Origin of the sequence: Halomonas beimenensis, from assembly GCF_002549795.1 — a bacterium.
Lineage (GTDB): Bacteria > Pseudomonadota > Gammaproteobacteria > Pseudomonadales > Halomonadaceae > Halomonas > Halomonas beimenensis.
In genome coordinates, this window is sequence record NZ_CP021435.1 from 762,288 (window position 1) to 783,573 (window position 21,286).

A 21,286-nucleotide genomic window follows, 5' to 3' on the forward strand; every position below is an offset into this window, starting at 1 on the left:
GCATGACCCAACGCAAGCCCATCGCCAGCGGTTCCGACTGGAACTTCGAGCTCCTCGAGCGGTTCGAGACCGAGATCGCCCGGCTCGCCGACGAGTATCGCCTGGACACCTACCCCAACCAGATCGAGATCATCACCTCCGAGCAGATGATGGATGCCTATGCCAGCGTGGGGATGCCGGTGGGCTACCATCACTGGTCCTTCGGCAAGCAGTTCCTGGCCGTGGAGCAGGCCTATCGCCGGGGCCAGATGGGGCTGGCCTACGAACTGGTCATCAACTCCGATCCCTGCATCGCCTACCTCATGGAGGAGAACACCTTGATGATGCAGGTGCTGGTGATGGCCCACGCCTGCTATGGCCACAACTCCTTCTTCAAGGGCAACTACCTGTTCCGCACCTGGACCGACGCCGGCTCCATCGTCGACTACCTGCTGTTCGCCCGGCGCTACATCGCCGAGTGCGAGGAGCGTCACGGCGTCGCCGCCGTGGAGCAGCTGCTGGATGCCTGCCACGCCCTGCAGAACTACGGGGTCGACCGCTACAAGCGGCCCTCCCCAGTATCCGCCGAGGAAGAGGCGCGTCGCCAGAAGGAGCGGGAGGCCTACCTCCAGGCGCAGGTCAACACCCTGTGGCGGACCATCCCCGGGCGGCCCCGCGTGGACGGCCAGGACGAGCTGGCCGACGACGAGGATCCCCTGGGCCTGCATGCCGGGGGGCGCTACCCGCCCGAGCCCCAGGAGAACCTGCTCTACTTCATCGAGAAGAACGCGCCGCTGCTGGCGCCCTGGCAGCGCGAGGTGGTGCGCATCGTGCGCAAGCTCGCCCAGTACTTCTATCCCCAGCGCCAGACCCAGGTCATGAACGAAGGCTGGGCGACCTTCTGGCACTACACCCTGATGCACCGGCTGTTCGACGAGGGGCTGGTGGACGAGGGCGTGATCCTGGAGTTCCTGCAGTCCCACACCGCGGTGGTCCAGCAGCCGCCCTTCGACAGCCCTCACTACAACGGCATCAACCCCTATGCCCTGGGGTTCGCCATGTTCACCGACCTGCGACGCATCTGCGAGCATCCCACCGAGGAAGACCGTCGCTGGTTCCCGGACACCGCCGGCAGCGACTGGCTGGACACGCTGCATTTCGCCATGCGCAACTTCAAGGACGAGTCCTTCATCCAGCAGTACCTGTCGCCCAAGGTGATCCGCGACCTCAAGCTGTTCATGGTGCTCGACGACGACCAGGACGAGATGCTCGAGGTCACGGCCATCCACGATGATCGTGGCTACCAGCGCATCCGCGAGGGCCTGGCCACCCAGTACGCCCTCTCGGTGCGCGAGCCCAATATCCAGATCTGGTCCGCCGACATCCGCGGCGATCGTTCCCTGACCCTGCGGCATGTCCAGGACAGCCGCCGGCCCCTGGCGCGTAGCGTCTACCCGGTGATGCGCCATCTGCATCAGCTCTGGGGGTTCCCGGTCAAGCTCGAGTCCATGGAGGGCGACGAGGTGGTCCGTCGCTACCACTGGCCGCTGCCGGAGGACGAGCAGCGAGACGATTGAGGGGGCGGAAACGGCGACGGCCCGCACCGGGAGGTGCGGGCCGTCGTCCTGATGGGGGTGTCAGGCCTGGGCGGTCCAGGACTGGCACCAGCCGCCCGGGTTGACGCTGTTCTGCGGGAACAGCTGGCATCCCTGAGTGTCGGCCTGGAAGAACATGCAGTTGGCGCAGGTCTCGCCTTCCGCGTAGGCGGGGTGGTCGCTGGCCTCGGAGGCCGTTTCCACGTAGTTCAGGGCCTTCGCCTGGTCGCTGTCGGGGTCCAGGGGAGGCAGTTCCTGGGCGAACGCGGTCCTGGACAGGATGCCCGCCCCCAGCGGCAGGGCGGCCAGGCCCAGCAGGCTGTGGCGCATGAAGTCACGACGGCTGTGATCGGCCATGGTCTCTCCTTGTCATCTCTAGGGCTTGTCACGGTGGCCGGTGTGCCGGCCTTCTTTCCATCCTGCGGGTGGTGGCCCCACCTCTGTTGCCCGCGGGTCGCGCCCCCGGTATTCGATCCCTTCATGGTAGCCAATGGGCGGGACGCTGACGATGTCTGCGTCAATCCGCCGCGAGCCCCCGCGGCGGCAGATTCTGTCCGCCCGGTGACGCTGCTATACTCGCCGCATTGGCGGCGGTCCCCGCCGCGGAGCCTGAACCCGGATGGAGATTGCCCGATGCAGAATGCCGTGATCCTGATCAACGCCGAGAAGGGGCAGGTCAAGTCCGTGGCCGAGCGGCTGGCCGAAGTGGAAGGCATCAGCGAGGTGTTCTCCACCTGCGGTCGCTACGATCTGGTGGCCATCGCCCGGACCCGCGACTTCGAGAGCCTGGCCGAGCTGGTCACCGGCCGCCTCAATGACGTGGAGGGGATCCGCGAGACCGAGACCCTCAATGCCATGCAGGTGCATTCCCGGCACGACCTGGAGACGATGTTCTCCCTGGGTTGGTAAGCCTCCGGCCGCCTCGTCCGCCAGCCCATGCCTCGACGACGTATCAGGCCCTCCTGGTGGCGGCGCTCGCTGCGTCGCCTGGGCGTCGCCGCGCTCTTCGCCGCGGTGGGCAGCGGCCTGTGGTATCTCGAGGAGCGCGAGGTCCGCGACCGGCTCAGCTGGATGGGCGTGCCGACCTGGGAGCGGTCGTCGCCGCTGAGCCTGCACCGGGTGCTGCGTAACGACGGTTTCCTGGTGGGCTGGTCGGACCTGCGGGTCAGCCCGCTCTGGGCCAGCTACGCACTGGAGCCCGGTGCGGCGCGCGGGGTCGGCGAGCGTCCGGCGTTTCGGCGGGACTGGCGTACCCTCTGGCCCGTCACGCCGGACAGCTACCGGCGCAGCGGCTATGACCGTGGCCATCTGGCCCCCAACTACGCCATCGCCCGGGTCCACGGGCCTGCCGCCCAGCAGGACACCTTCCTGATGAGCAACATGGTACCCCAGCGCCCCAACCTGAACCGGCGGCTCTGGCAGCGCCTGGAGGAGGTGGTCATCGACCACTTCGTGCCGCGCTTCGGTCGTCTCCAGGTGATCGCCGGGCCGGTGTTCGCGGACGAATTCATGGAGGGCGCGCTGCGACGGGTCGGCCTGGTGGAGGTGCCCGAGGCCTTCTACAAGATCCTGGTGGTGCCAGGGCCCCGCCCCCGGGCGCTGGCCTTCCTGATGCCCCAGGGAGTCGGCGGCGGGGAGCCGTTGGACCGTTACCTGGTGAGCATCGACCGCATCGAGTCCCTGACCGGCCTGGACTTCTTCCCGCAGTTGCCGTCCGGGGTCGAGACCGTCCTGGAAGGGCGGGTGGAAGCCTCGGGATGGGGGCTGGCGGCGGTGGCCAACCTGCCGGGACGCTTCGACTGAGCCTCGGCCCGCTACCCGGGGTGGCGTGAAGGCGGCGGCGTTCGGGATGGCCGGTCACGGTGCCTGGCGCCGAGTCCGGGCAGGGAAACGACGGGCACGCAAAGAACCGCAACGAGTGCGGCCGATGATCTGAGACACAGTGATGGGAGGGCTCTGCTCGTTACATGACGCGAAATGGTGCCCAGGAGAGGACTTGAACCTCCACGTCCGTAAGGACACTAGCACCTGAAGCTAGCGCGTCTACCAATTCCGCCACCTGGGCGCGTCATGCATCTCGTCGTGTTCCGGGCCATCGCGAGCGCGATGATGGTGCCCAGGAGAGGACTTGAACCTCCACGTCCGTAAGGACACTAGCACCTGAAGCTAGCGCGTCTACCAATTCCGCCACCTGGGCGAAACACGAGCGAGTTCGAGCTGATAAAGAGCGGGATACCGAAGTATCGTGATACCGAAGTATCTTGGTGCCCAGGAGAGGACTTGAACCTCCACGTCCGTAAGGACACTAGCACCTGAAGCTAGCGCGTCTACCAATTCCGCCACCTGGGCAAGTGGCGCGTATATTACCGTACCTCGCCGGAATTGCAACCCCCGATCCGCATCGTGATCGAGATTTCCGGCTCCTCGGAGTCGCCGGGCATGCTCGTCATGGTTGGGTGCGACCCCCGGCGACGCTATACTGCCGCCATGACAGTATACCCCAGACGCCTTTTCGCATGTCCGCGGCGCTCCGGCGCCCCCTTCCTCATGCCGTCCCCGACCCTGCCAAGGATGCACCCTGCATGAATCACTGGACGCTCAGCGACGATCCTCACGCCAGCCGCGAGGCCCACAAGTACGACAAGCCGGCGCCCAGTCGCGAATACCTGCTGGCGCGCCTGGAAGAGCACGGCAAGCCCATCACCCACGAGGCGATGAGCCGCATGCTGGGCCTGGACGACGAGGACCTGCAGGAGGCGGTCCGTCGCCGCCTGTCCGCCATGGAGCGCGACGGCCAGGTGCTGCGCAACCGCCGCGGCGCCTATGCGCTGATCGACAAGCTCGACCTGATCAAGGGGCGGGTGCTCGGTCACCGTGACGGCTTCGGCTTCCTGCTGCGCGACGACGGCAAGAAGCCCGACCTGGTGCTGCCCCCGCGGCAGATGCGTCGTGTCTTCCACAACGACCATGTGCTGGTCCGCGTCAGCGGCCGTGACCGGCGGGGGAGGGACGAAGCCACCATCGTCGAGGTGCTGGCGCGCAACACCCAGGCCATCGTCGGCGTCTATCGCGAGAATACTCCCGAGTTCGGCGTGCTGATCCCCGAGAACCCCCGCATCGCCCAGGAGGTGATCATCCCCCACCATGCCAACGGCGGGGCGCGGGACGGCCAGGTCATCTCGGCCAACATCGTCCAGCAGCCCGAGACGCGGGTGCAGCCGGTGGGGGAGGTCGCCGAGGTACTCGGCGAGCGCATGGATCCCGGCATGGAAATCGACATCGCCATCCGCAGCTACGAGATTCCGGCCGAGTTCCCGCCGGAGGTCCACGACCAGATCGCCGGCATGTCCGCCGAGGTGGCCGAGGAGGACAAGGCCCATCGCGTCGACCTGCGTCACCTGCCGCTGGTGACCATCGACGACGAGACCGCCAAGGACTTCGACGATGCCGTCTGCGCCTGGAAGACCAAGTCCGGCAGCTGGAAGCTGGTGGTGGCCATCGCCGACGTCTCTCATTACGTGCGACCGGGCAGCCCGCTCGACCAGGAGGCGATCAGCCGGGGGAACTCCGTCTACTTCCCCGGCCAGGTCGTGCCCATGCTGCCGGAGTTGCTGTCCAACGGCCTGTGTTCACTGAACCCGGACGTGGATCGCCTGGCCATGGTCTGTGAGCTGAACATCTCCAAGACCGGGGCGATCAGTCGCTATCGCTTCTATGAGGCGGTGTTCCGTTCCCATGCGCGGCTGACCTACAACAAGGTGGCCGCCATCCTCGATGACGACGGGGAGCAGGGCGACGCGCTGCGCGAGGAGTATGCCGAGCTGGTGCCGTCGATGAAGAACCTGCACTCGCTCTACACGCTGCTGCGCGAGGCCCGCGAAGCCCGCGGTGCCATCGACTTCGAGACCACCGAGACGGCCATCGTCTTCAACGACGAGCGCAAGATCGAGAAGATCGTCCCGCGCTCGCGCAACGATGCCCACAAGATCATCGAGGAGTGCATGCTGGCGGCCAACGTCGCCACCGCTCGCTTCCTCGACAAGCACGACCTGCCGGCCCTGTACCGCATCCACGAGCGACCGTCCCCGGAACGCCTCGACAAGCTGCGCCTGTTCCTCAACGAGCTCGGCCTGTCGCTGGGCGGGGGCGACGAACCCACGCCCCAGGACTACCGCGACCTGGCCGAGGCCATCAAGGACCGCGAGGACGCCGACATCATCCAGACGGTGATGCTGCGCTCCATGAGCCAGGCCGTGTATTCCCCCCAGAACGAGGGACACTTCGGGCTTGCCTATCCGGCCTATGCCCACTTCACCTCGCCGATTCGCCGTTATCCGGACCTGATCGTGCATCGGGCCATCCGCTCGGTCATCCGAGGCCCCCGCCAGACCGCCACCGTGCTGCGGGCCGATGGCGCGCCGGTGGAACCGCCGAGCAAGTGGTGCCCCTATACCTTCGAGCAGATGCTCGAGCTCGGGGAGCATTGCTCGATGACCGAGCGCCGCGCCGACGACGCCACCCGGGACGTGGAGAGCTGGCTGAAGTGCGAGTTCATGTCGGACAAGCTCGGCGAGGTCTACGAGGGCTCCATCGCCTCGGTGACCCAGTTCGGCATCTTCGTGCGCCTCGACGAGGTGTTCGTCGAGGGCCTGGTCCATGTCACCTCGCTGCCGTCCGACTACTACCACTACGAGCCCGAGAAGCACCGTCTCAAGGGCGAGCGCAGCGGCATGAGCTATCGCCTCGGGGATGGCGTGTCGGTGCAGGTGGCCCGGGTCGATCTGGACGAGCGCAAGATCGATTTCGAGCTGGCCGACGACAAGCCCCGTCCGCGCCGCGCCCCGCGCAAGCGACGGGGAGCAGGCCCGACCGAGACCGCCAAGAGCGAGGGGCGGGGCAAGGCCACTTCCGGCGAGGGTGACAACGGCGGCAGGAAGCGTCGCCGTCGCGGTCCCCGCCGCCGCTGAGTCCGCGACTGCCCGCTGGTGACGACATGCCCATGAAGAAGAAACCGACTCACCGCCGGGGCCCGCGGGTCCCGGGTGGCCTCGAGGCCGTCTACGGCGTCCACGCGGTGCGCGCCCTGCTGGAGCGGGGTGAATCGCCTCGCGAGCTCTGGGTCCAGGAGGGAGAGGCCGGTGGCCATCGCCGAGGCCTCCTCGACCGGGCCCGGGCTCGCGGGGCCCGGGTGACCTCCCATCCCCGGGACGAGCTCGATCGTCTCGCCCAGGGCGCCGCCCACCAGGGGCTCGTGGCCTTCTGCCCGCCATTGGCCTTCGAGGCCGAGGCCGCCCTCTGGCATCGCCTCCAGGGCTGGACGGCACCCGAGGCGCCGCTGCTGCTGGTGCTCGACGGCATCACCGACGTGCACAACCTCGGCGCCTGCCTGCGCAGTGCCGATGCCGCCGGCGCCCATGGCGTGGTGGTGCCCAAGGACAAGTCGGCGCCGCTCAATGCCACGGTGCGCAAGGTGGCCTGCGGGGCCGCCGAGAGCGTGCCGGTCTACCAGGTCACCAACCTGGCCCGGGCCCTGGCCAGGCTGAAGGAGCTCGGCGTCTGGATCACCGGGACCGCCGGGGAGGCCGAGACGAGCCTCTATGAGGCCGACTTCACCGGGGCCACGGCGCTGGTGATGGGCGCCGAGGGCAAGGGCATGCGGCGGCTGACCCGGCAGGCCTGCGACGGCCTGGTCAAGCTGCCCATGGCCGGGCAGGTGTCCAGCCTCAACGTCTCGGTGGCCACCGGCATCTGCCTGTTCGAAGCCGTCCGCCAGCGGTCTAGCACGCCTCCGGCGCGCTAGACCGCGAGCTATCAGCCATAAGCTTGAAGCTGGAAGTCCCCGGCTTCGCCGGGAGCCGGAAGATCGTCCGATGCGTGGCCGCAAGCTGGCTTCCAGCTTGCGCCTTCGGCGCCCAGTCTTTAGAATGCCTGCGCCCGTTCGTCCCGCGAGCGGGCGTCGTGTATTTCGATAATCACCTCCTTGCTTCCCCTGGAGGGCGCCATGCCCCCACCGGAAGCTGCCAAACCGCAAGGAGAACCCATGCGTCACTACGAGATCGTCTTCATGGTCCATCCGGACCAGAGCGAGCAGGTTCCGGCGATGGTCGAGCGCTATACCAGCATCGTCACCGAGAACGGCGGTACCGTGCATCGTCTCGAGGATTGGGGCCGCCGTCACCTGGCCTACCCGATCAACAAGATCCACAAGGCTCACTACGTGCTGATGAACGTCGAGTGCAGCGGCGAGACCCTCGAGGAAATCGAGAACATCTTCCGCTTCAACGACGCCATCATCCGCAGCCTGGTCGTGCGCTGCAAGGAAGCCATCACCGAGGCTTCCCCGATGATGAAGCCGGCGGAAGACAAGCGCGCCCGTCGTGACGAGAAGCCGTCACGCACCGCCGAGTCCGCCTGACCCATACCGTCGCACGTCTAAGGAGTCTTCCCCATGGCACGCTTTTTCCGTCGCCGCAAGTTCTGCCGTTTCACCGCCGAAGGCGTGAAGCAGATCGACTACAAGGATCTGGACACCCTCAAGGCCTACATCACCGAGACCGGCAAGATCGTTCCCAGCCGCATCACCGGGACCAAGGCCCGTTACCAGCGTCAGCTGTCCACCGCCATCAAGCGGGCTCGCTACCTGGCGCTGCTGCCCTACACCGATAGCCACCAGTAAGACGTCGGCGTGATGCTCCCCGTCGCTCGCTGGATGATGCGCGGCGTGCCCCAGGCCGCTACCGGGGCGGCCGCGGCCACCCTGGTGCCCTGGCTGTTCTGGCTGGGCGCCGCCATCACCGGCCTGGTCACCCTGCGGCGGGGGCTGTCCCCGGCGCTGCCGGTGATCGTCGCGGCCGCCTTGCCCGCGGGCTGGTGGTGGATCCGGGGTGACGTCATCCCGCTGGCCAGCATCCTGCTGGTCACCTTGATGGCCGTGGTGCTACGGGCACGGTTGCGCTGGAGCGAGACGCTGATCATCGGCGCCCTGGCCGGGGCGGTGATGATCCAGCTGGGGATCTTCCTGCCACCGGGCGGGACCGGTCCGGTACTGGAGCAGATTCGCCAGGGCTCGCCGGAAGTGGCGGCGATGCTCGACGAGTTCGCCCGCCAGGGCATGAACACCGAACGGCTCGCCGGCTTGCTGATCGGCGGCGTCACCGGGCTGGTGGTGCTGCTGGCGGCAGTGGCCTGCCTGGCCCTGGCGCGGGGCTGGCAGGCCGGTCTGTACAACCCCGGCGGCTTCCGCGAGGAGTTCCATGCCCTGCGCCTGGCGCCCCGCGAGCTGCTGGTGCTGGCCGGTGTCGGCGGCGCGGGCATGGTGCTCGGGCTGCCGGCCCTGGGCATGCTGCTCTGGGTCCCGCTGCTGGTGGCGGGTATCGCGCTGGTACATGGTGTCATCGGATTGAAGGGAATGAACGGGCTGTGGCTGGTCGCCTTCTATGTGTTGCTGATCACCACCTGGCCCATGATTCTCATCGTGCTGCTCGCGGCCCTGATCGACTCGTTCGCGGATTTCCGTGCACGACTCGGCCGCAGCGACTGACAAGAGGTTTACGAGATGGAAGTCATTCTGCTCGACAAGATTGGCAAGCTGGGCGGTCTGGGTGACAAGGTCACCGTCAAGCCCGGTTATGGCCGTAACTACCTGGTGCCCTACGGCCTCGCCGTGCCGGCCACCAAGGACAACATCGTGGCCTTCGAGGCCCAGCGTGCCGAGCTCGAGGCCCAGGCCGCCGAGCGCAAGGCCGAGGCCGAGGAACGCGCCGCCCAGCTCAACGACATCGAGCTGTCCCTGGTCGCCAAGGCCGGTGACGAGGGCAAGCTGTTCGGCTCCATCGGTCCGCGCGACCTGGCCGAGGCGATCTCCTCCGCCGGCATCGAGGTGGCCAAGAGCGAGGTCCGCATGCCGGAGGGCCCGATCCGCCAGACCGGCGAGTACGACATCGACCTGCACCTGCATGCCGAGGTCGAGGCCACCGTTCGCGTGGTGGTCGTGGCCGAATAAGCCCGACTCCCGCCGACGCGGTCCGGGGGCGCGAGGAGAGATCCTCGCGCCCTTTTCGTTGCGCTCGACCCGGGGTCGGGCATGGGGTCGGCGCGACCCTTCGGGTAGAATGTGCCGGCTTATCCTGCGGAGGTTCCCGTCCCGATGAACGAATCCCTCGAGCTCGACCAGGAAACCGCGGCCCTCAAGGTGCCGCCTCACTCGCTGGAGGCCGAGCAGTCGGTGCTCGGCGGCCTGATGCTCGACAACCAGGCCTGGGACAGCGTGGCCGATCGCCTGGTGGCCGACGACTTCTATCGCTACGAGCACCGCCTGATCTTCAACGTCATGGCCGGGCTGGCCGAGGAGGCCCGCCCCATGGACGTGGTGACCCTGTCCGAGGCCCTGAAGGGCCGGGATCAGCTGGATACCGTGGGGGGGCTGGCCTACCTGGCCGAGCTGGCGCGCAACACGCCCTCGGCCAGCAACATTCGCGCCTATGCCGACATCGTTCGGGAGCGGGCCACCCTGCGCAAGCTGATCCGTGCCGCCAACCAGGTGGCCGAGAGCGCCTTCGCCCCCCAGGGGCGACCCGCCGACGAGCTGGTCAACGAGGCCGAGCGGCTGGTCTTCCAGATCAGCGAGGAGCGGCCCAAGTCCGGCGGCCCCATCGGCATGAGCGACCTGCTGGCCAAGGCGGTGGATCGCATCGACGAGATGTTCAACATGCAGGGCGAGATGACCGGCCTGTCGACCGGCTTCCGGGACCTGGACGACATGACCTCCGGCCTGCAGCCCTCGGACCTGGTGATCGTCGCCGGGCGCCCCTCCATGGGCAAGACGACCTTCGCCATGAACCTCGTCGAGCACGCGGTGATCTCCAGCGACAAGCCGGTGATGGTGTTCTCCATGGAGATGCCGGCGGAGGCCCTGATGCTGCGCATGCTGTCGTCGCTGGGGCGGATCGACCAGACGCGGGTGCGAACCGGCCAGCTCGAGGACGAGGACTGGCCGCGGCTGACCTCGGCGGTGAACCTGCTCAAGGACAAGCAGTTGTTCATCGACGACACCGCCGCCCTGTCGCCCAACGAGATGCGCTCGCGCATCCGGCGGGTGGTGCGCGAGCACGGCAATCTGGCGCTGATCATGATCGACTACCTGCAGCTGATGCAGATCCCCGGCTTCTCGGAGAACCGCACCGGCGAGATCTCGGAGATCTCGCGCTCGCTCAAGGGCCTGGCCAAGGAGTTCGGCTGCCCGGTGGTGGCGCTGTCCCAGCTCAACCGCTCGCTGGAGCAGCGGCCCAACAAGCGGCCGGTGATGTCGGACCTGCGCGAGTCCGGGGCCATCGAGCAGGACGCCGACCTGATCGGCTTCGTCTATCGCGACGAGGTCTACAATCCGGATAACCCGGACAACCAGGGGCTGGCCGAATTCATCATCGGCAAGCAGCGGAACGGCCCCATCGGCACCGTGCACATGGCCTTCATCGGCAAGTACACCCGTTTCGAGGACCTGGCGCCGGACAGCTACGGCGAAGCCTTCGGCGACTGATCGTCCCTTGAGGCCGACGGCCGGGACCGTATAATCCCTCCCCCTGAACAACACTCTGGAGGCACACCATGGCAGGCGGATTTCGGCGCGGCAATCGGCGGCGCACCCCCAAGCTCGAGGCTCGCGGCGAATTGCAGTCCGTGGAGCGGGAAGGCCCGTTCAAGGAATGGCTGGGCATGCCGGATCTCTACCGCTACCACCTGGTGGTGGACGGCGAGAGCTACAGCTACCAGACCGAGGACGCCGAGCTTCCCGTCGCCATCGGCGATCGGGTGGTGTTCCGCTACAAGGAGACCAAGGCCGGCAAGTGGGTGGATCGCAACTCCCTGGGCAAGGCCATCGACCCTGCCGATTACCAGTAGGCGGAACCCTGGCTCCCTCCATCGGTCACAGAGTCGACATGGACCAGTCATCCGAGTGTCATCGGGCACCCTCAGGCTGTGTCCAGTTCGTCCGACATAGACGCTTCCGGAGGGAACCATGGACTTCAATGAACTCAAGGCCTTCGTGGCCCACCACGACAACTTCGAGATCCGGGTGATCGGCCATGCGGGCAGCCACTGCTACCAGGTCGAGCTCGAGGACGTCGAGGGGCGACGTCACATGCTGACCCGCACCGGCAAGCCGGTGCTGTTTCGCTCCCTCGACGACGTCTACCTGGAGCTGAAGCGCGCGGGCATCCATCGCGCCTACCTGGTCCAGCAGGTACCCCATGACGAGATGATCGGCCGTGAGGCCCATTATCGCGATCCCCTGGCCTCGCGCATGCCGCTGGTCTTCTGACCGGCCGGCGCCGCTAGCGACGACGCCCCGATACCCGGCGCCCCAGGCGCTCCCGATGGCGGGCAAAGATCCGGTAGCCCCCATCGAGTAGGCCGGCCACGCCCGGCAGGCAACTCCACCACACCAGCCGGCGGTGCCCCAGCACCGCATACAGTGCCCGGCTGGCCTCCATCCCGACGAACCACCTTCCCGCCGCGTCGCGTACGTGCAGGCGCCCCCGCATGGCCTCGAAGGTTCGCCCCCAGGCCGCGGCCTCGAAGCCTGAAGCCCGGATGTCCACCAGCACCAGGCGATCCGCGCGGGGATGCCGACGCAGCCAGGCGACCTCGCACCGGCAGAATGGACACTCGCCGTCGTGGAAGAGCGTGACCGGCGACGCCGCCTCGAGGGGCGCGAACCGGCTCATGCCGGGGGCTCCCCGGCATCCGCGTAGCCCTCCCGATGTGGTCCGCGGCCATAGGCCGGCTCGGTAGCGAGACCGGCCAGGAAGGCATCGGCCTGGTCGCGCAGGGCGGCGCGTCGGGCCTCGGACATTCGCGCGAGGGTGCCGTAGATCGGCTTCATGCGCGGATTCGCCGATAGCCGCTCGGCGTGGCGCTCCAGGAAGCGCCAGTAGAGGCTGTTGAAGGGGCAGGCGTCCTCGCCGAGGCTCTGTCGCGGGTCGAAGCGACAGCGGGCGCAATGATCCGACATGCGATCGATGTACTTGCCCGAGGCGCAGTAGGGTTTGGAGCCCATCAGGCCGCCGTCGGCGTGCAGGACCATGCCCAGGGTGTTGGGCAGCTCCACCCACTCGCAGGCATCGGCATAGACCGCCAGGTACCAGTCGCACAGCGCGTCGGGCGCCACGTCGCAGAGCAGCGCGAAGTTGCCGGTCACCATCAGCCGCTGGATATGGTGCGCATAGCCGTTCTGGCGGGTCATCTCGATCGCTCGTCTCAGGCAGCGCAGTTCCGTCTCGCCCGTCCAGTAGAAGGCGGGCAGGCCGCGGGTCGTGCCCAGGTGGTTGGCCCGCTTGTAGTCGGGCATCCGGGTCCAGTACAGGCCGCGCACGTATTCGCGCCAGCCGAGGATCTGGCGGATGAAGCCCTCGACGGCATTCAGCGGGGCCAGGCCATCCTGGTAGGCGGCCTCGGCGGCGTCGCAGACCTCACGGGGAGAGATCAGCCCCAGGTTGAGGGCGGCGGACAGGCGCGAGTGGAAGAGGAAGGGCTCGTCGTCGCTGATCGCGTCCTGGTAGTGGCCGAAGTGCGGGAGCAGGTGCCCGAGGAAGTGCCGGAGGTCCACCATGGCCTGGCGCCGGGTGACCGGCCAGTGGAAGCCCTCCAGGTCGCCGAAGTGATCGCCGAAGTGTTCCGCGACCTGGTCCAGGACGGCGCGGGTGATGGCATCGCGACGGTGCCTTGGAGGGCGCGGCACCTCGAGCTGGCCGGGCAGGGGCTTGCGGTTGTCGGCATCGTAGTTCCAGCGCCCACCGGCGGGGCCCCCGGCCTCCATCAGCAGGCCGGTGCGCCGGCGCATCTCCCGGTAGAAGGGCTCCAGGCGCAGCGCCCGCCGACCCCGGCTCCAGGCGGCGAAGTCTTCCGGGGTGGTGAAGAAGCGCTCATCCTCGATCACCCGCCAGGGCGGGTCGGCGTCGCGACGCTCCTGCATCGTCCGCCACAGCCGCCATTCCCCGGGCCGGGTGACACGGATCTCGTCGCACTCGTAGAGGGCTGACAGGCGTTCGGCCTCGCCCACCAGCGACTGGACGTTGTCGGGATCGTCCAGGGCGCTGTAATGGACTCGCCAGCCCTTGGCACGGAGCTCTCCGGCGAAATGGCGCATGGCGGCCAGGATCAGTGCGATCTTCTGGGGGTGATGCGGCACGTAGCGGCCTTCCTCGGCCACCTCGCAGAGGGCGATGACGGCCTCCCGGGGGGCGTCTCGCAGGCTGGACATCTCGTGGCTCAGCTGGTCGCCGGTGAGCAGGATCAGGGGGCGGGACATTATTGACCAAAAGCTATACATGTTTGTCCTGTAGTATAACTCGATTCCGCCGTCGCGCCTGGGGTGATAGGCTAAGGTCGCAGACAAGGTTCCGGTCCATCACAGGGAAGGCGCATCATGGCATCCACATCGCACTCCGTCGTCAGCGAGCTGGTACAACCGGGCGAGGGCCGTCTCGGCCATGCCCCCGGCGATCATCCCCCCGTGCCACGCAGCCGGGTCGGGGTGGTCCTGGCCAACCTCGGGACGCCCGATGCCACCGACTACTGGGCCATGCGTCGCTACCTGAACGAATTCCTGTCCGACCGGCGTGTCGTCGACTACTCCCGATGGCTCTGGCAGCCGCTGCTGCAGCTGGTGATCCTCTCCAGGCGGCCCTTCGCCTCGGGCAGGGCCTATCGCAGCATCTGGAACCAGGCCCTGGACGAGAGTCCCCTGTTGACCATCACCCGGGAGCAGACCGAGAAGCTGGCGGTGCGACTCGAGGCCGCCTTCGGGGATCGCGTCGTGGTGGACTTCTGCATGCGCTACGGCAACCCGTCCACCGAGAGCGTGCTGCGCCGACTGCAGGCTCGGGGCTGCGAACGGATCCTGTTCTTTCCCCTCTATCCCCAGTACGGCTCCCCCACCACCGCCACCGCCTGCGATCAGGCCTTCCGCACCCTGATGGCCCTGAAGTGGCAGCCGGCGATCCGCACCGTGCCGGCCTACTTCGCCCACCCCGACTACCTGGAGGCCCTCGCGGCCTCGGTCCGTGAGGCCTATGACGCTGCCACGCCACGTCCCGAGGTGCTGGTGGCCTCCTATCACGGGGTACCCAAGCGCTACCTGGAGGAGGGAGATCCCTATTATTGTCACTGCCGCGAGACCACGCGCCTGCTCCAGGAGCGCCTCGGCCTGGACGACGAGGCCATCGAGACGACCTTCCAGTCGAAGTTCGGGCCCGAGGAATGGGTGGGGCCGGCCACGGTGGAGCGAGTGGCGGAACTGGCCCGACAGGGCAGGAAGCACATCGCCGTCGTCTCGCCGGCCTTCGCCGCCGATTGCGTGGAGACCCTGGAGGAGATCCAGCAGGAGATCCGCGACGCCTTCCTGGAAGCCGGCGGGGAGACCTTCACCTATGTGCCTTGCCTGAACGCCCGCGAGGACCACGTCGCGGCGCTCGAGGCCATCGCCCGCCACGAGCTGGCGGGTTGGCTGTAGCGGCTTGGCGTCCGGCGACCGATCGTCGCGAGGGTCACGGATTTCGCGACCCGGTTCTCGATCAAGGCGACTGGCGCGCCATTCGACGATGCGCCGCTAGCGTCGAAGCGGCCTCTGTTCGTGGGTGATGTGGGCATGGTCCGGGGTCGGGTGCGGCACCGGCTTGTCGCCGACCTCTTCCGGCTGCAGTTCCGCGGGGCGGCCGCGGGTCTTGTCGGCGTGGGGCAGCTTGAGGTGCAGCCCGGTCTTGGCCAGCAGGTGGGCACTCACCGGTGCGGTGATGAACAGGAAGAGGGTGATCAGCATCTCCTGGACCACCGGTTCGTGGTTGATCACCCCGAAGTAGAGCATGGAGGCCACCAGCATGCAGCCGATGCCCATGGTGGTGGCCTTGGTCGGTCCATGCAGGCGCATGTAGAAGTCCCGCAGGTGGGCCATGCCCAGCGAGCCGATGAAGGCGAAGGCGCCGCCGGCGATCAGGAGCAGCGAGATTATCCCTTCGAGGATCACAAAGGTCGTCATGGTCGCGCCTCCGGTGCTATTCGATGATGTCGCCGCGCAGCAGGTACTTGCACACCGCCACGGTGCCGATGAAGCCGAGCATGGCGATCAGCACCGCCGCCTCGAAGTAGGTCTTGGTGTTGAGCCAGAGACCGAGCAGCACGATCAGGGCGATGGAGTTCACGTACATCGTGTCCAGCGCCAGGATGCGGTCCGGCAGGCTGGGGCCGATCGTGAGGCGAAAGGTGTTGAGCACGATGGCCAGCATCACCAGCGTCAGGCTGATCTTGAGGGCGAGGTCTAGCATGTTTCGGCCTCCTTGAGCGGGAGCTTGTCCGCTTCGTAGATCTCCATGAGGGGGCGCTCGTAGCGTTCCCGGATCTCCTCGATGAGACTCGCCTCGTCCTGGGTATCCAGGCTGTGGATCAGCAGGGTCTTGCCGTCCAGGCGAACGTTCGCCGAGACGGTGCCGGGGGTGAGGCTGATGGTGCTGGCCAGCAGGGTGATGGTGAAACGCTCCTCCAGCATCAGCGGGTACACGACGAAGTGCGGCCGCGAGCGGCGCCAGGGGTTGATGATCAGCCAGGCGACCTGGAAGTTGGCCACGATGATGTCTCCCAGCACCCGCCCCGCATAGCGCAGCAATAGCCAGGGACGCTTGACCCGGGGCTGGACGTCCCAGAAACGATGGGTGAACAGCGGGATGACGATGGCCAGGAAGCCGCCCAGCAGCAGGTGGCCGAAGGCCAGGCTGCGCACCAGCAGCAGCCAGACCACCAGCAGCAGGGCCGACAGCAGGGGGATCGGCAACCAGGGGCGAGGCTTGATCATGGGGTCTCTCCAGCATCGGACAGCAGGGCGCGCACGATGGCGTCGGGTTCGGCCAGCTGCTCGGCGGCGGCCCGGGTATAGTCGCTGATCGGACCGGCCAGCGCCACCAGCAGGGGAGCGGCCGCCAGCAGCAGCCCCGTGCCCGCCCATTGCTCGCGGGGCAGCGGCTCGCCGACCCGCTCTCCCGCATGACTGCGCCAGAACAGCGTCGAGCCGGCCCGGGACAGGGCGATCATGGCCCCCAGGCCGCTGGCCAGCAGCAACGGCCAGAGCCAGGGCTGCTGGGCGGGCGTGGCGGCATCCAGCAGCAGCGCCTTGCCGATGGCACCCGACAGCGGGGGCAGGCCGGCCACGGCGATGGCGCCGCCCAGGAAGCACAGGGCCAGGGGCCCCCCCTGGAGAAGCGGCTTGCCCTTGACGATGCGGGTCCCCGCCTTGCCGCGCTGCTGGCCGATCATCTCGGCGAGCAGGAAGAGGCCGCCGGTCACCAGGGTGGTATGTACCAGGTAGTAGAGCAGGGCGCTGGTGGCGGCCACGGTGCCCATGCCGACGCCCACCAGCAGCGTACCCACCGAGACCAGCACCAGGTAGGCCACCATCAGGCGCAGGTCCCGGGACGCCAGCACCCCTAGGGTCGCCACGGCCAGGGTGGCCAGCGACAGCCACCAGATCCATGGCTGGTCCAGGTCGGCCAGGGGGCCCGCCTGCTCGCCGAAGACCAGGCTGTAGACCCGCAGGATGGCGTAGATCCCTACCTTGGTCATGATCGCGAACAGCGCCGCCACCGGGGCGGGGGCCGCCGCATAGGCGCGGGGCAGCCAGAAGTAGAGCGGCAGCACGGCGGCCTTGAGGCCGAACACCACCAGCAGCATCAGGGCGCCGGCGGTCACCAGGCCGGCCCGCTCCTCGGGCAGCTCGGCCAGGCGCACCGCCATGTCGGCCATGTTGAGGGTGCCGGTCGCGCCGTAGAGCGTGCCCACGGCGATCAGGAACAGCGCGGACCCGGCCAGGTTGAGCACCACGTAATGGACCGCGGCCTGGATGCGTGCCTTCCCCCCGCCATGCAGCAACAGGGCGTAGGAGGCCAGCAGCAGTACCTCGAAGAACACGAAGAGGTTGAAGAGGTCGCCGGTCAGGAAGGCGCCGTTGATCCCCATCAGCTGCAGCTGGAAGAGGCCATGGAAGTTGCTGCCCTTCTCGTCGTCCCCGGCGCAGGCGAAGATCACGCAGCCCAGCGCCAGCACGGCGGTGACCAGCACCAGCAGGGCCGAGAGGCGGTCCAGGACCATGACGATGCCGAAGGGGGGCTGCCAGTCCCCCAGCGCATAGTAGGCGACCTCGCCGCCGGCGGCCCGGGCCAGCAGCAGGGCGGCGACGATCACCAGCGCCAGGGTCGAGCCGACCCCGGCGAGACGCTTGAGGCGAGTGCCGCCGACCCGGGAGGTCAGCAGCAGCAGGCCCGTCAGCAGCGGCAGGACGACGGGAAGGATGATCAGATGCTGGGTCACCGGCGCGTCTCCTCTCCCTCTTCATGCTTGCGACCGTCCACATGGTCGTTGCCCATGTCGCCCCGGGCACGCATCGCCAGGATGACCGCGAAGGCGGTCATGGCGAAGCCGATGACGATCGCGGTGAGCACCAGGGCCTGGGGCAGGGGATCGGCATAGTCGCGGGGGCCGTCGATGATGGCCGCGCCGTGGGTGGTCAACCCGCCCATGGAGAACAGGAAGAGGTTGACCGCATAGGACAGCAGGGTCAGTCCCACCACCACGGGGAAGGTTCGGCCCCGCAGCGTCAGGTAGAGCCCGCAGGCACTGAGCACGCCGGTGGTGATGGCGTAGAGGCTTTCCATCAACGTTTCTCCTTGACGAAGGCCGTGGCGGGCGCCACGTCGTCCTTGGCCGGGCGGTGGGGGGTGGTCACCTTGCCGAGGTTGGCCAGGATCATCAGCGTCGCTCCCACCACGGCCAGGTAGACGCCCAGGTCGAAGATCAGGGCGGTGGCGAGTTCGAGATCGCCGATCAGCGGCAGGTGGAAGTGGCCGAAGGCCGAGGTCAGGTAGGGGTGGCCGAACAGCCAGCTGCCCGCCCCGGTCAGGGCGGCGATGCCCACCCCGGCGATCGCCACCGGCTGGTACTGGAAGTCGAGCCGGGCCTGGGCCCACTCCACCCCGCGGGCCATGTACAGCAGGATCAGCGCCACCGCGCTGATCAGGCCGGCGATGAAGCCACCGCCGGGCAGGTTGTGGCCGCGCAGGAAGATGAACACCGAGACCAGCAGCGCCAGCGGCAGCAGCGTCTGGGAGATGGTGGTCAGGATCATCGGGTAACGGTCCGGGGCCCAGACGCGGCCCTCGGCGTCGCTGTGCGGCATGAACAGCCGCAGGCGGTTGAGGAGCTTGAAGATGGCCAGGCCGGCCAGCGCCAGTACGGTGATCTCGCCGAGGGTATCGAAGCCGCGGAAGTCGACCAGGATGACGTTGACCACGTTGTGGCCGCCGCCGCCGGGCACGCTGTTGTCGATGAAGAAGCCCGAGATGCTGGGAGTGTCCCGGGTCAGGACGGCGTAGTTGAGGCTGGCGATGACCATGCCCAGGGCGCCGGCCAGGGCGACGTCCCGCACGTTGCGCGGCATCGAGGATTCCCGCGGGGTCTTCTGGGGCAGGAAGAACAGCGCCAGCATCAGCAGGATGATGGTCACCACCTCCACCGAGAGCTGGGTCAGAGCCAGGTCCGGGGCGGAGAAGCGGGCGAAGGTCAGCGAGACCAGCAGCCCCACCATGGACAGCAGCAGCAGGGAAATCAGCCGGTAGCGATGGGCGACCACGGTGCCGATGGCGCCGAAGATCAGCAGCGCCGCGCCGGTCAGCAGGACGCCATCGGCCGGGCGCTGGGGCCGGTCGCCGGCCAGGCTGGGCATCATGCCCAGCCCCAGGGCGGTCAGCGCGAGGGCGGCGAACAGCAGCAGGGCCATGTAGCGTTGCAGGGAAGCATTGTCCAGGCGCTTGAGCAGGCGTTCCGAGCGCAGCGCCAGGCGCTGCATCGCGGCCTCGAAGACCAGGCGGGCATCCACCGGCTCGAAGCCCTTGAGGAAGCGGCGCAGGTGGCGATGCAGGTGGTAGAGCCCGACCCCGCCGAGCAGGGCGACGACGCTCATGCCGAGCGGCAGGTTGATGCCGTGCCAGATCGCCAGGTGGAAGTCCAGCGGCTCGAGCAGCACGGCGCGGGTGGCCAGGTCGAGCAGGCCGCCGGCCATTGCCGAGGGGAAGAGCCCGACCAGCACGCAAAGCGCGGCGAAGATCTCCACGGGCAGGCGCATCAGCCGGGGAGGCTCATGGGGCGACTTGGGCGGGGCCTGCCGGGCGGGCTTGAAGAAGACCGCATGCACCAGCCGGCCCGAATAGGCCACCGAGAGTACCCCGCCCAGGGTCGCCAGCAACGGCATCAGCCAGCTCAGTCCCCCGAGCACCGGCGTGGCCAGGGCCTCGGCGAACAGCATCTCCTTGGACAGGAAGCCATTGAACAGCGGCACGCCGGCCATGGCGGCGCCGGCGATCGAGGTCAGCAGGGCGGTGATCGGCATGGCGCGATGGAGGCCGCCGAGGCGGCCGAGTTCGCGGGTGCCGGTTTCGTGGTCGATGATGCCCGCGCTCATGAACAGGGCCGCCTTGAAGGTGGCGTGGTTGAGGATATGGAAGAGGGCGGCCAGCACCGCCATGGGGCTGCCGATGCCCAGCAGCACCGTGACCAGGCCCAGATGGCTGACCGTGGAGAAGGCCAGGATGCCCTTGAGCTCCGTCTTCATCAGTGCGAACCACGCGCCGTACAGCAGGGTGACCATGCCCACCAGGGAGACGGTCAGGGTCCACAGCTCGCTGCCGGCCAACGCCGGATGCAGGCGGGCCATCAGGAAGATGCCCGCCTTGACCATGGTGGCGGAGTGCAGGTAGGCGGAGACCGGCGTCGGCGCGGCCATGGCATGGGGCAGCCAGAACTGGAAGGGGAACTGGGCGGACTTGGCGAAGGCGCCCAGCAGCACCAGCCCGAGCAGCCAGGGATAGCGGGGGTCGGCGAGGATGAGATCGCCGCTCTCGAGCACCGGATCCAGGGCGTAGCTGCCGACGATGTCGCCGATCAGCAGGAAGCCGGCCAGCAGCGCCAGGCCACCGGCCCCGGTGACCGCCAGGGCCATGCGCGCGCCCTTGCGGGCGTCGCTGCGGTGGGACCAGAAGCCGATCAGCAGGAAGGACGACAGGCTGGTGAGCTCCCAGAACAGCCACAGCAGCAACAGGTTGTCGGCCATGACGATGCCGACCATGGAGGCCATGAACAGGATCAGGTAGGCATAGAAGCGCGCGTAGGGCTCTTCGGGGGCCAGGTAGAAATGGGCATAGAGCAGGATCAGCAGGCCGATGCCGAGGATCAGCAGGTTGAACAGCAGGCTCAGGCCATCCAACCGGAAGGCCAGCTCGAGCCCCAGGGTCGGAATCCAGTCCACGGCGACCCGCAGCGACTCGCCGTCGAGCAGGGCGGGGACCTCGAACAGGGTCAGGAGCAGGGCCAGGGCAGGCAGCGCGGCGGTGGCCAGGGAACACTCCCGTCGCCTGAGCCCGGCGCCGAGGGCCGGCACCAGCACGCCGAGTAGGGGTAGCAGGGCTATCCACAGCAATGTCATCGGTCGGTCATCCTGCGCGTTTGCGTTGGCTGAGGGGCATCATCTTGCCGTCGAGAAGGGCGAACGCAAGCGCCATGGCGTCGCATCCTTCCCTGGCCAGGGGGCCCGTCATTGGCATTCGAGCCCACACTGTACCCTAATGAAGGACGTCTCGCGCCCTCCTTGCCTTTCAACTGATTGGCTCTCTAGAGTTGAT

22 protein-coding genes and 3 tRNA genes are annotated in these 21,286 nt (G+C 67.8%); 13 read left to right on the plus strand and 12 right to left on the minus strand.

Annotated elements, in window-relative coordinates:
• Nucleotides 1–2 precede the first annotated feature (2 nt).
• Nucleotides 3–1,556 (plus strand): SpoVR family protein, encoded by a 1,554-nt coding sequence (locus BEI_RS03560; protein ID WP_097788217.1) that lies wholly within the window; start codon nucleotides 3–5, stop codon nucleotides 1,554–1,556.
• Nucleotides 1,557–1,616: 60 nt separating this feature from the next.
• Here BEI_RS03560 and BEI_RS03565 read toward each other — a convergent pair whose 3' ends face one another.
• The gene (locus BEI_RS03565) at nucleotides 1,617–1,931 is read right to left on the minus strand and encodes a high-potential iron-sulfur protein (RefSeq protein WP_097788218.1); all 315 of its coding nucleotides are present in this window, start codon (nucleotides 1,929–1,931) and stop codon (nucleotides 1,617–1,619) included.
• 276 nt (nucleotides 1,932–2,207) lie between these two features.
• Between BEI_RS03565 and BEI_RS03570 the strand changes: the two genes are divergently transcribed.
• Nucleotides 2,208–2,483 carry an Lrp/AsnC family transcriptional regulator gene (locus tag BEI_RS03570; RefSeq protein ID WP_097788219.1) on the plus strand — a complete coding sequence of 92 codons (276 nt, stop codon included), beginning with the start codon at nucleotides 2,208–2,210 and terminating at the stop codon, nucleotides 2,481–2,483.
• A gap of 27 nt (nucleotides 2,484–2,510) precedes the next feature.
• Nucleotides 2,511–3,377, plus strand: a complete 867-nt coding sequence (locus BEI_RS03575) for a DNA/RNA non-specific endonuclease (RefSeq protein WP_097788220.1) — start codon at nucleotides 2,511–2,513, stop codon at nucleotides 3,375–3,377.
• 175 nt (nucleotides 3,378–3,552) lie between these two features.
• Here BEI_RS03575 and BEI_RS03580 read toward each other — a convergent pair.
• The 3 genes from BEI_RS03580 to BEI_RS03590 all read right to left on the minus strand — a co-directional run bounded on the left by BEI_RS03580 (nucleotide 3,553) and on the right by BEI_RS03590 (nucleotide 3,923).
• Nucleotides 3,553–3,639 (minus strand) — tRNA-Leu (locus BEI_RS03580).
• A gap of 45 nt (nucleotides 3,640–3,684) precedes the next feature.
• A tRNA-Leu gene (locus tag BEI_RS03585) sits at nucleotides 3,685–3,771 on the minus strand.
• A gap of 65 nt (nucleotides 3,772–3,836) precedes the next feature.
• Nucleotides 3,837–3,923, minus strand: a tRNA-Leu gene (locus tag BEI_RS03590).
• Nucleotides 3,924–4,156: 233 nt separating this feature from the next.
• Here BEI_RS03590 and rnr point away from each other — a divergent pair.
• The 9 genes from rnr to BEI_RS03635 all read left to right on the plus strand — a co-directional run bounded on the left by rnr (nucleotide 4,157) and on the right by BEI_RS03635 (nucleotide 11,892).
• On the plus strand, nucleotides 4,157–6,541 hold the full coding sequence (gene rnr / locus BEI_RS03595; RefSeq protein WP_097788221.1) for a ribonuclease R: 2,385 nt from the start codon (nucleotides 4,157–4,159) through the stop codon (nucleotides 6,539–6,541).
• A 32-nt stretch (nucleotides 6,542–6,573) separates the two neighbouring features.
• The gene (gene rlmB / locus BEI_RS03600; protein ID WP_420809728.1) at nucleotides 6,574–7,374 is read left to right on the plus strand and encodes a 23S rRNA (guanosine(2251)-2'-O)-methyltransferase RlmB; all 801 of its coding nucleotides are present in this window, start codon (nucleotides 6,574–6,576) and stop codon (nucleotides 7,372–7,374) included.
• 240 nt (nucleotides 7,375–7,614) lie between these two features.
• Nucleotides 7,615–7,989, plus strand: coding sequence for a 30S ribosomal protein S6 (gene rpsF, locus BEI_RS03605; RefSeq protein ID WP_097788223.1), 375 nt, complete (start codon nucleotides 7,615–7,617; stop codon nucleotides 7,987–7,989).
• Between the two features lie 33 nt (nucleotides 7,990–8,022).
• Nucleotides 8,023–8,250: a 30S ribosomal protein S18 gene (gene rpsR / locus BEI_RS03610; RefSeq protein ID WP_016853668.1), complete on the plus strand. Its 228-nt coding sequence runs from the start codon at nucleotides 8,023–8,025 to the stop codon at nucleotides 8,248–8,250.
• Nucleotides 8,251–8,262: 12 nt separating this feature from the next.
• Entirely contained in the window at nucleotides 8,263–9,114 is an 852-nt protein-coding gene (locus BEI_RS03615; protein WP_097788224.1) for a YybS family protein, read from the plus strand.
• 15 nt (nucleotides 9,115–9,129) lie between these two features.
• Nucleotides 9,130–9,576 (plus strand): 50S ribosomal protein L9, encoded by a 447-nt coding sequence (gene rplI / locus BEI_RS03620; protein ID WP_097788225.1) that lies wholly within the window; start codon nucleotides 9,130–9,132, stop codon nucleotides 9,574–9,576.
• A gap of 144 nt (nucleotides 9,577–9,720) precedes the next feature.
• A complete protein-coding gene (gene dnaB / locus BEI_RS03625) occupies nucleotides 9,721–11,109 on the plus strand; it encodes a replicative DNA helicase (protein ID WP_097788226.1) in 1,389 nt (462 codons plus the stop codon).
• A gap of 68 nt (nucleotides 11,110–11,177) precedes the next feature.
• Complete coding sequence (locus BEI_RS03630) at nucleotides 11,178–11,471, plus strand: hypothetical protein (RefSeq protein ID WP_097788227.1); 294 nt, start codon at nucleotides 11,178–11,180, stop codon at nucleotides 11,469–11,471.
• Nucleotides 11,472–11,589: 118 nt separating this feature from the next.
• The gene (locus BEI_RS03635) at nucleotides 11,590–11,892 is read left to right on the plus strand and encodes a DUF6482 family protein (protein WP_097788228.1); all 303 of its coding nucleotides are present in this window, start codon (nucleotides 11,590–11,592) and stop codon (nucleotides 11,890–11,892) included.
• A 13-nt stretch (nucleotides 11,893–11,905) separates the two neighbouring features.
• Here the strand turns inward: BEI_RS03635 and BEI_RS03640 are convergent, their stop codons facing one another.
• Both BEI_RS03640 and BEI_RS03645 read right to left on the minus strand, forming a co-directional pair.
• Nucleotides 11,906–12,298 carry a thiol-disulfide oxidoreductase DCC family protein gene (locus BEI_RS03640; protein ID WP_097788229.1) on the minus strand — a complete coding sequence of 131 codons (393 nt, stop codon included), beginning with the start codon at nucleotides 12,296–12,298 and terminating at the stop codon, nucleotides 11,906–11,908.
• Entirely contained in the window at nucleotides 12,295–13,881 is a 1,587-nt protein-coding gene (locus tag BEI_RS03645; RefSeq protein WP_097788230.1) for a cryptochrome/photolyase family protein, read from the minus strand. Before BEI_RS03645 ends, BEI_RS03640 begins: the two co-directional genes overlap by 4 nt.
• A gap of 117 nt (nucleotides 13,882–13,998) precedes the next feature.
• On the opposite strand from BEI_RS03645, the gene hemH reads away from it, so the two are divergent.
• A complete protein-coding gene (hemH, locus tag BEI_RS03650) occupies nucleotides 13,999–15,084 on the plus strand; it encodes a ferrochelatase (protein WP_097788231.1) in 1,086 nt (361 codons plus the stop codon).
• Between the two features lie 96 nt (nucleotides 15,085–15,180).
• Here the strand turns inward: hemH and BEI_RS03655 are convergent, their stop codons facing one another.
• Genes BEI_RS03655 through BEI_RS03680 form a run of 6 tightly spaced genes read right to left on the minus strand, consistent with a single transcriptional unit; the run spans nucleotide 15,181 to nucleotide 21,090 of the window.
• Entirely contained in the window at nucleotides 15,181–15,606 is a 426-nt protein-coding gene (locus BEI_RS03655) for a Na+/H+ antiporter subunit G (protein ID WP_097788232.1), read from the minus strand.
• A gap of 16 nt (nucleotides 15,607–15,622) precedes the next feature.
• Nucleotides 15,623–15,892: a K+/H+ antiporter subunit F gene (locus tag BEI_RS03660; protein WP_097788233.1), complete on the minus strand. Its 270-nt coding sequence runs from the start codon at nucleotides 15,890–15,892 to the stop codon at nucleotides 15,623–15,625.
• A complete protein-coding gene (locus BEI_RS03665; protein WP_097788234.1) occupies nucleotides 15,886–16,416 on the minus strand; it encodes a Na+/H+ antiporter subunit E in 531 nt (176 codons plus the stop codon). The genes BEI_RS03660 and BEI_RS03665 overlap by 7 nt, the downstream gene beginning before the upstream one ends.
• A complete protein-coding gene (locus tag BEI_RS03670; RefSeq protein WP_097788235.1) occupies nucleotides 16,413–17,924 on the minus strand; it encodes a monovalent cation/H+ antiporter subunit D in 1,512 nt (503 codons plus the stop codon). Before BEI_RS03670 ends, BEI_RS03665 begins: the two co-directional genes overlap by 4 nt.
• A complete protein-coding gene (locus BEI_RS03675; RefSeq protein WP_097788236.1) occupies nucleotides 17,921–18,268 on the minus strand; it encodes a Na+/H+ antiporter subunit C in 348 nt (115 codons plus the stop codon). Before BEI_RS03675 ends, BEI_RS03670 begins: the two co-directional genes overlap by 4 nt.
• Nucleotides 18,268–21,090 (minus strand): monovalent cation/H+ antiporter subunit A, encoded by a 2,823-nt coding sequence (locus BEI_RS03680; protein WP_097788237.1) that lies wholly within the window; start codon nucleotides 21,088–21,090, stop codon nucleotides 18,268–18,270. The genes BEI_RS03675 and BEI_RS03680 overlap by 1 nt, the downstream gene beginning before the upstream one ends.
• Between the last annotated feature and the right edge of the window lie 196 nt (nucleotides 21,091–21,286).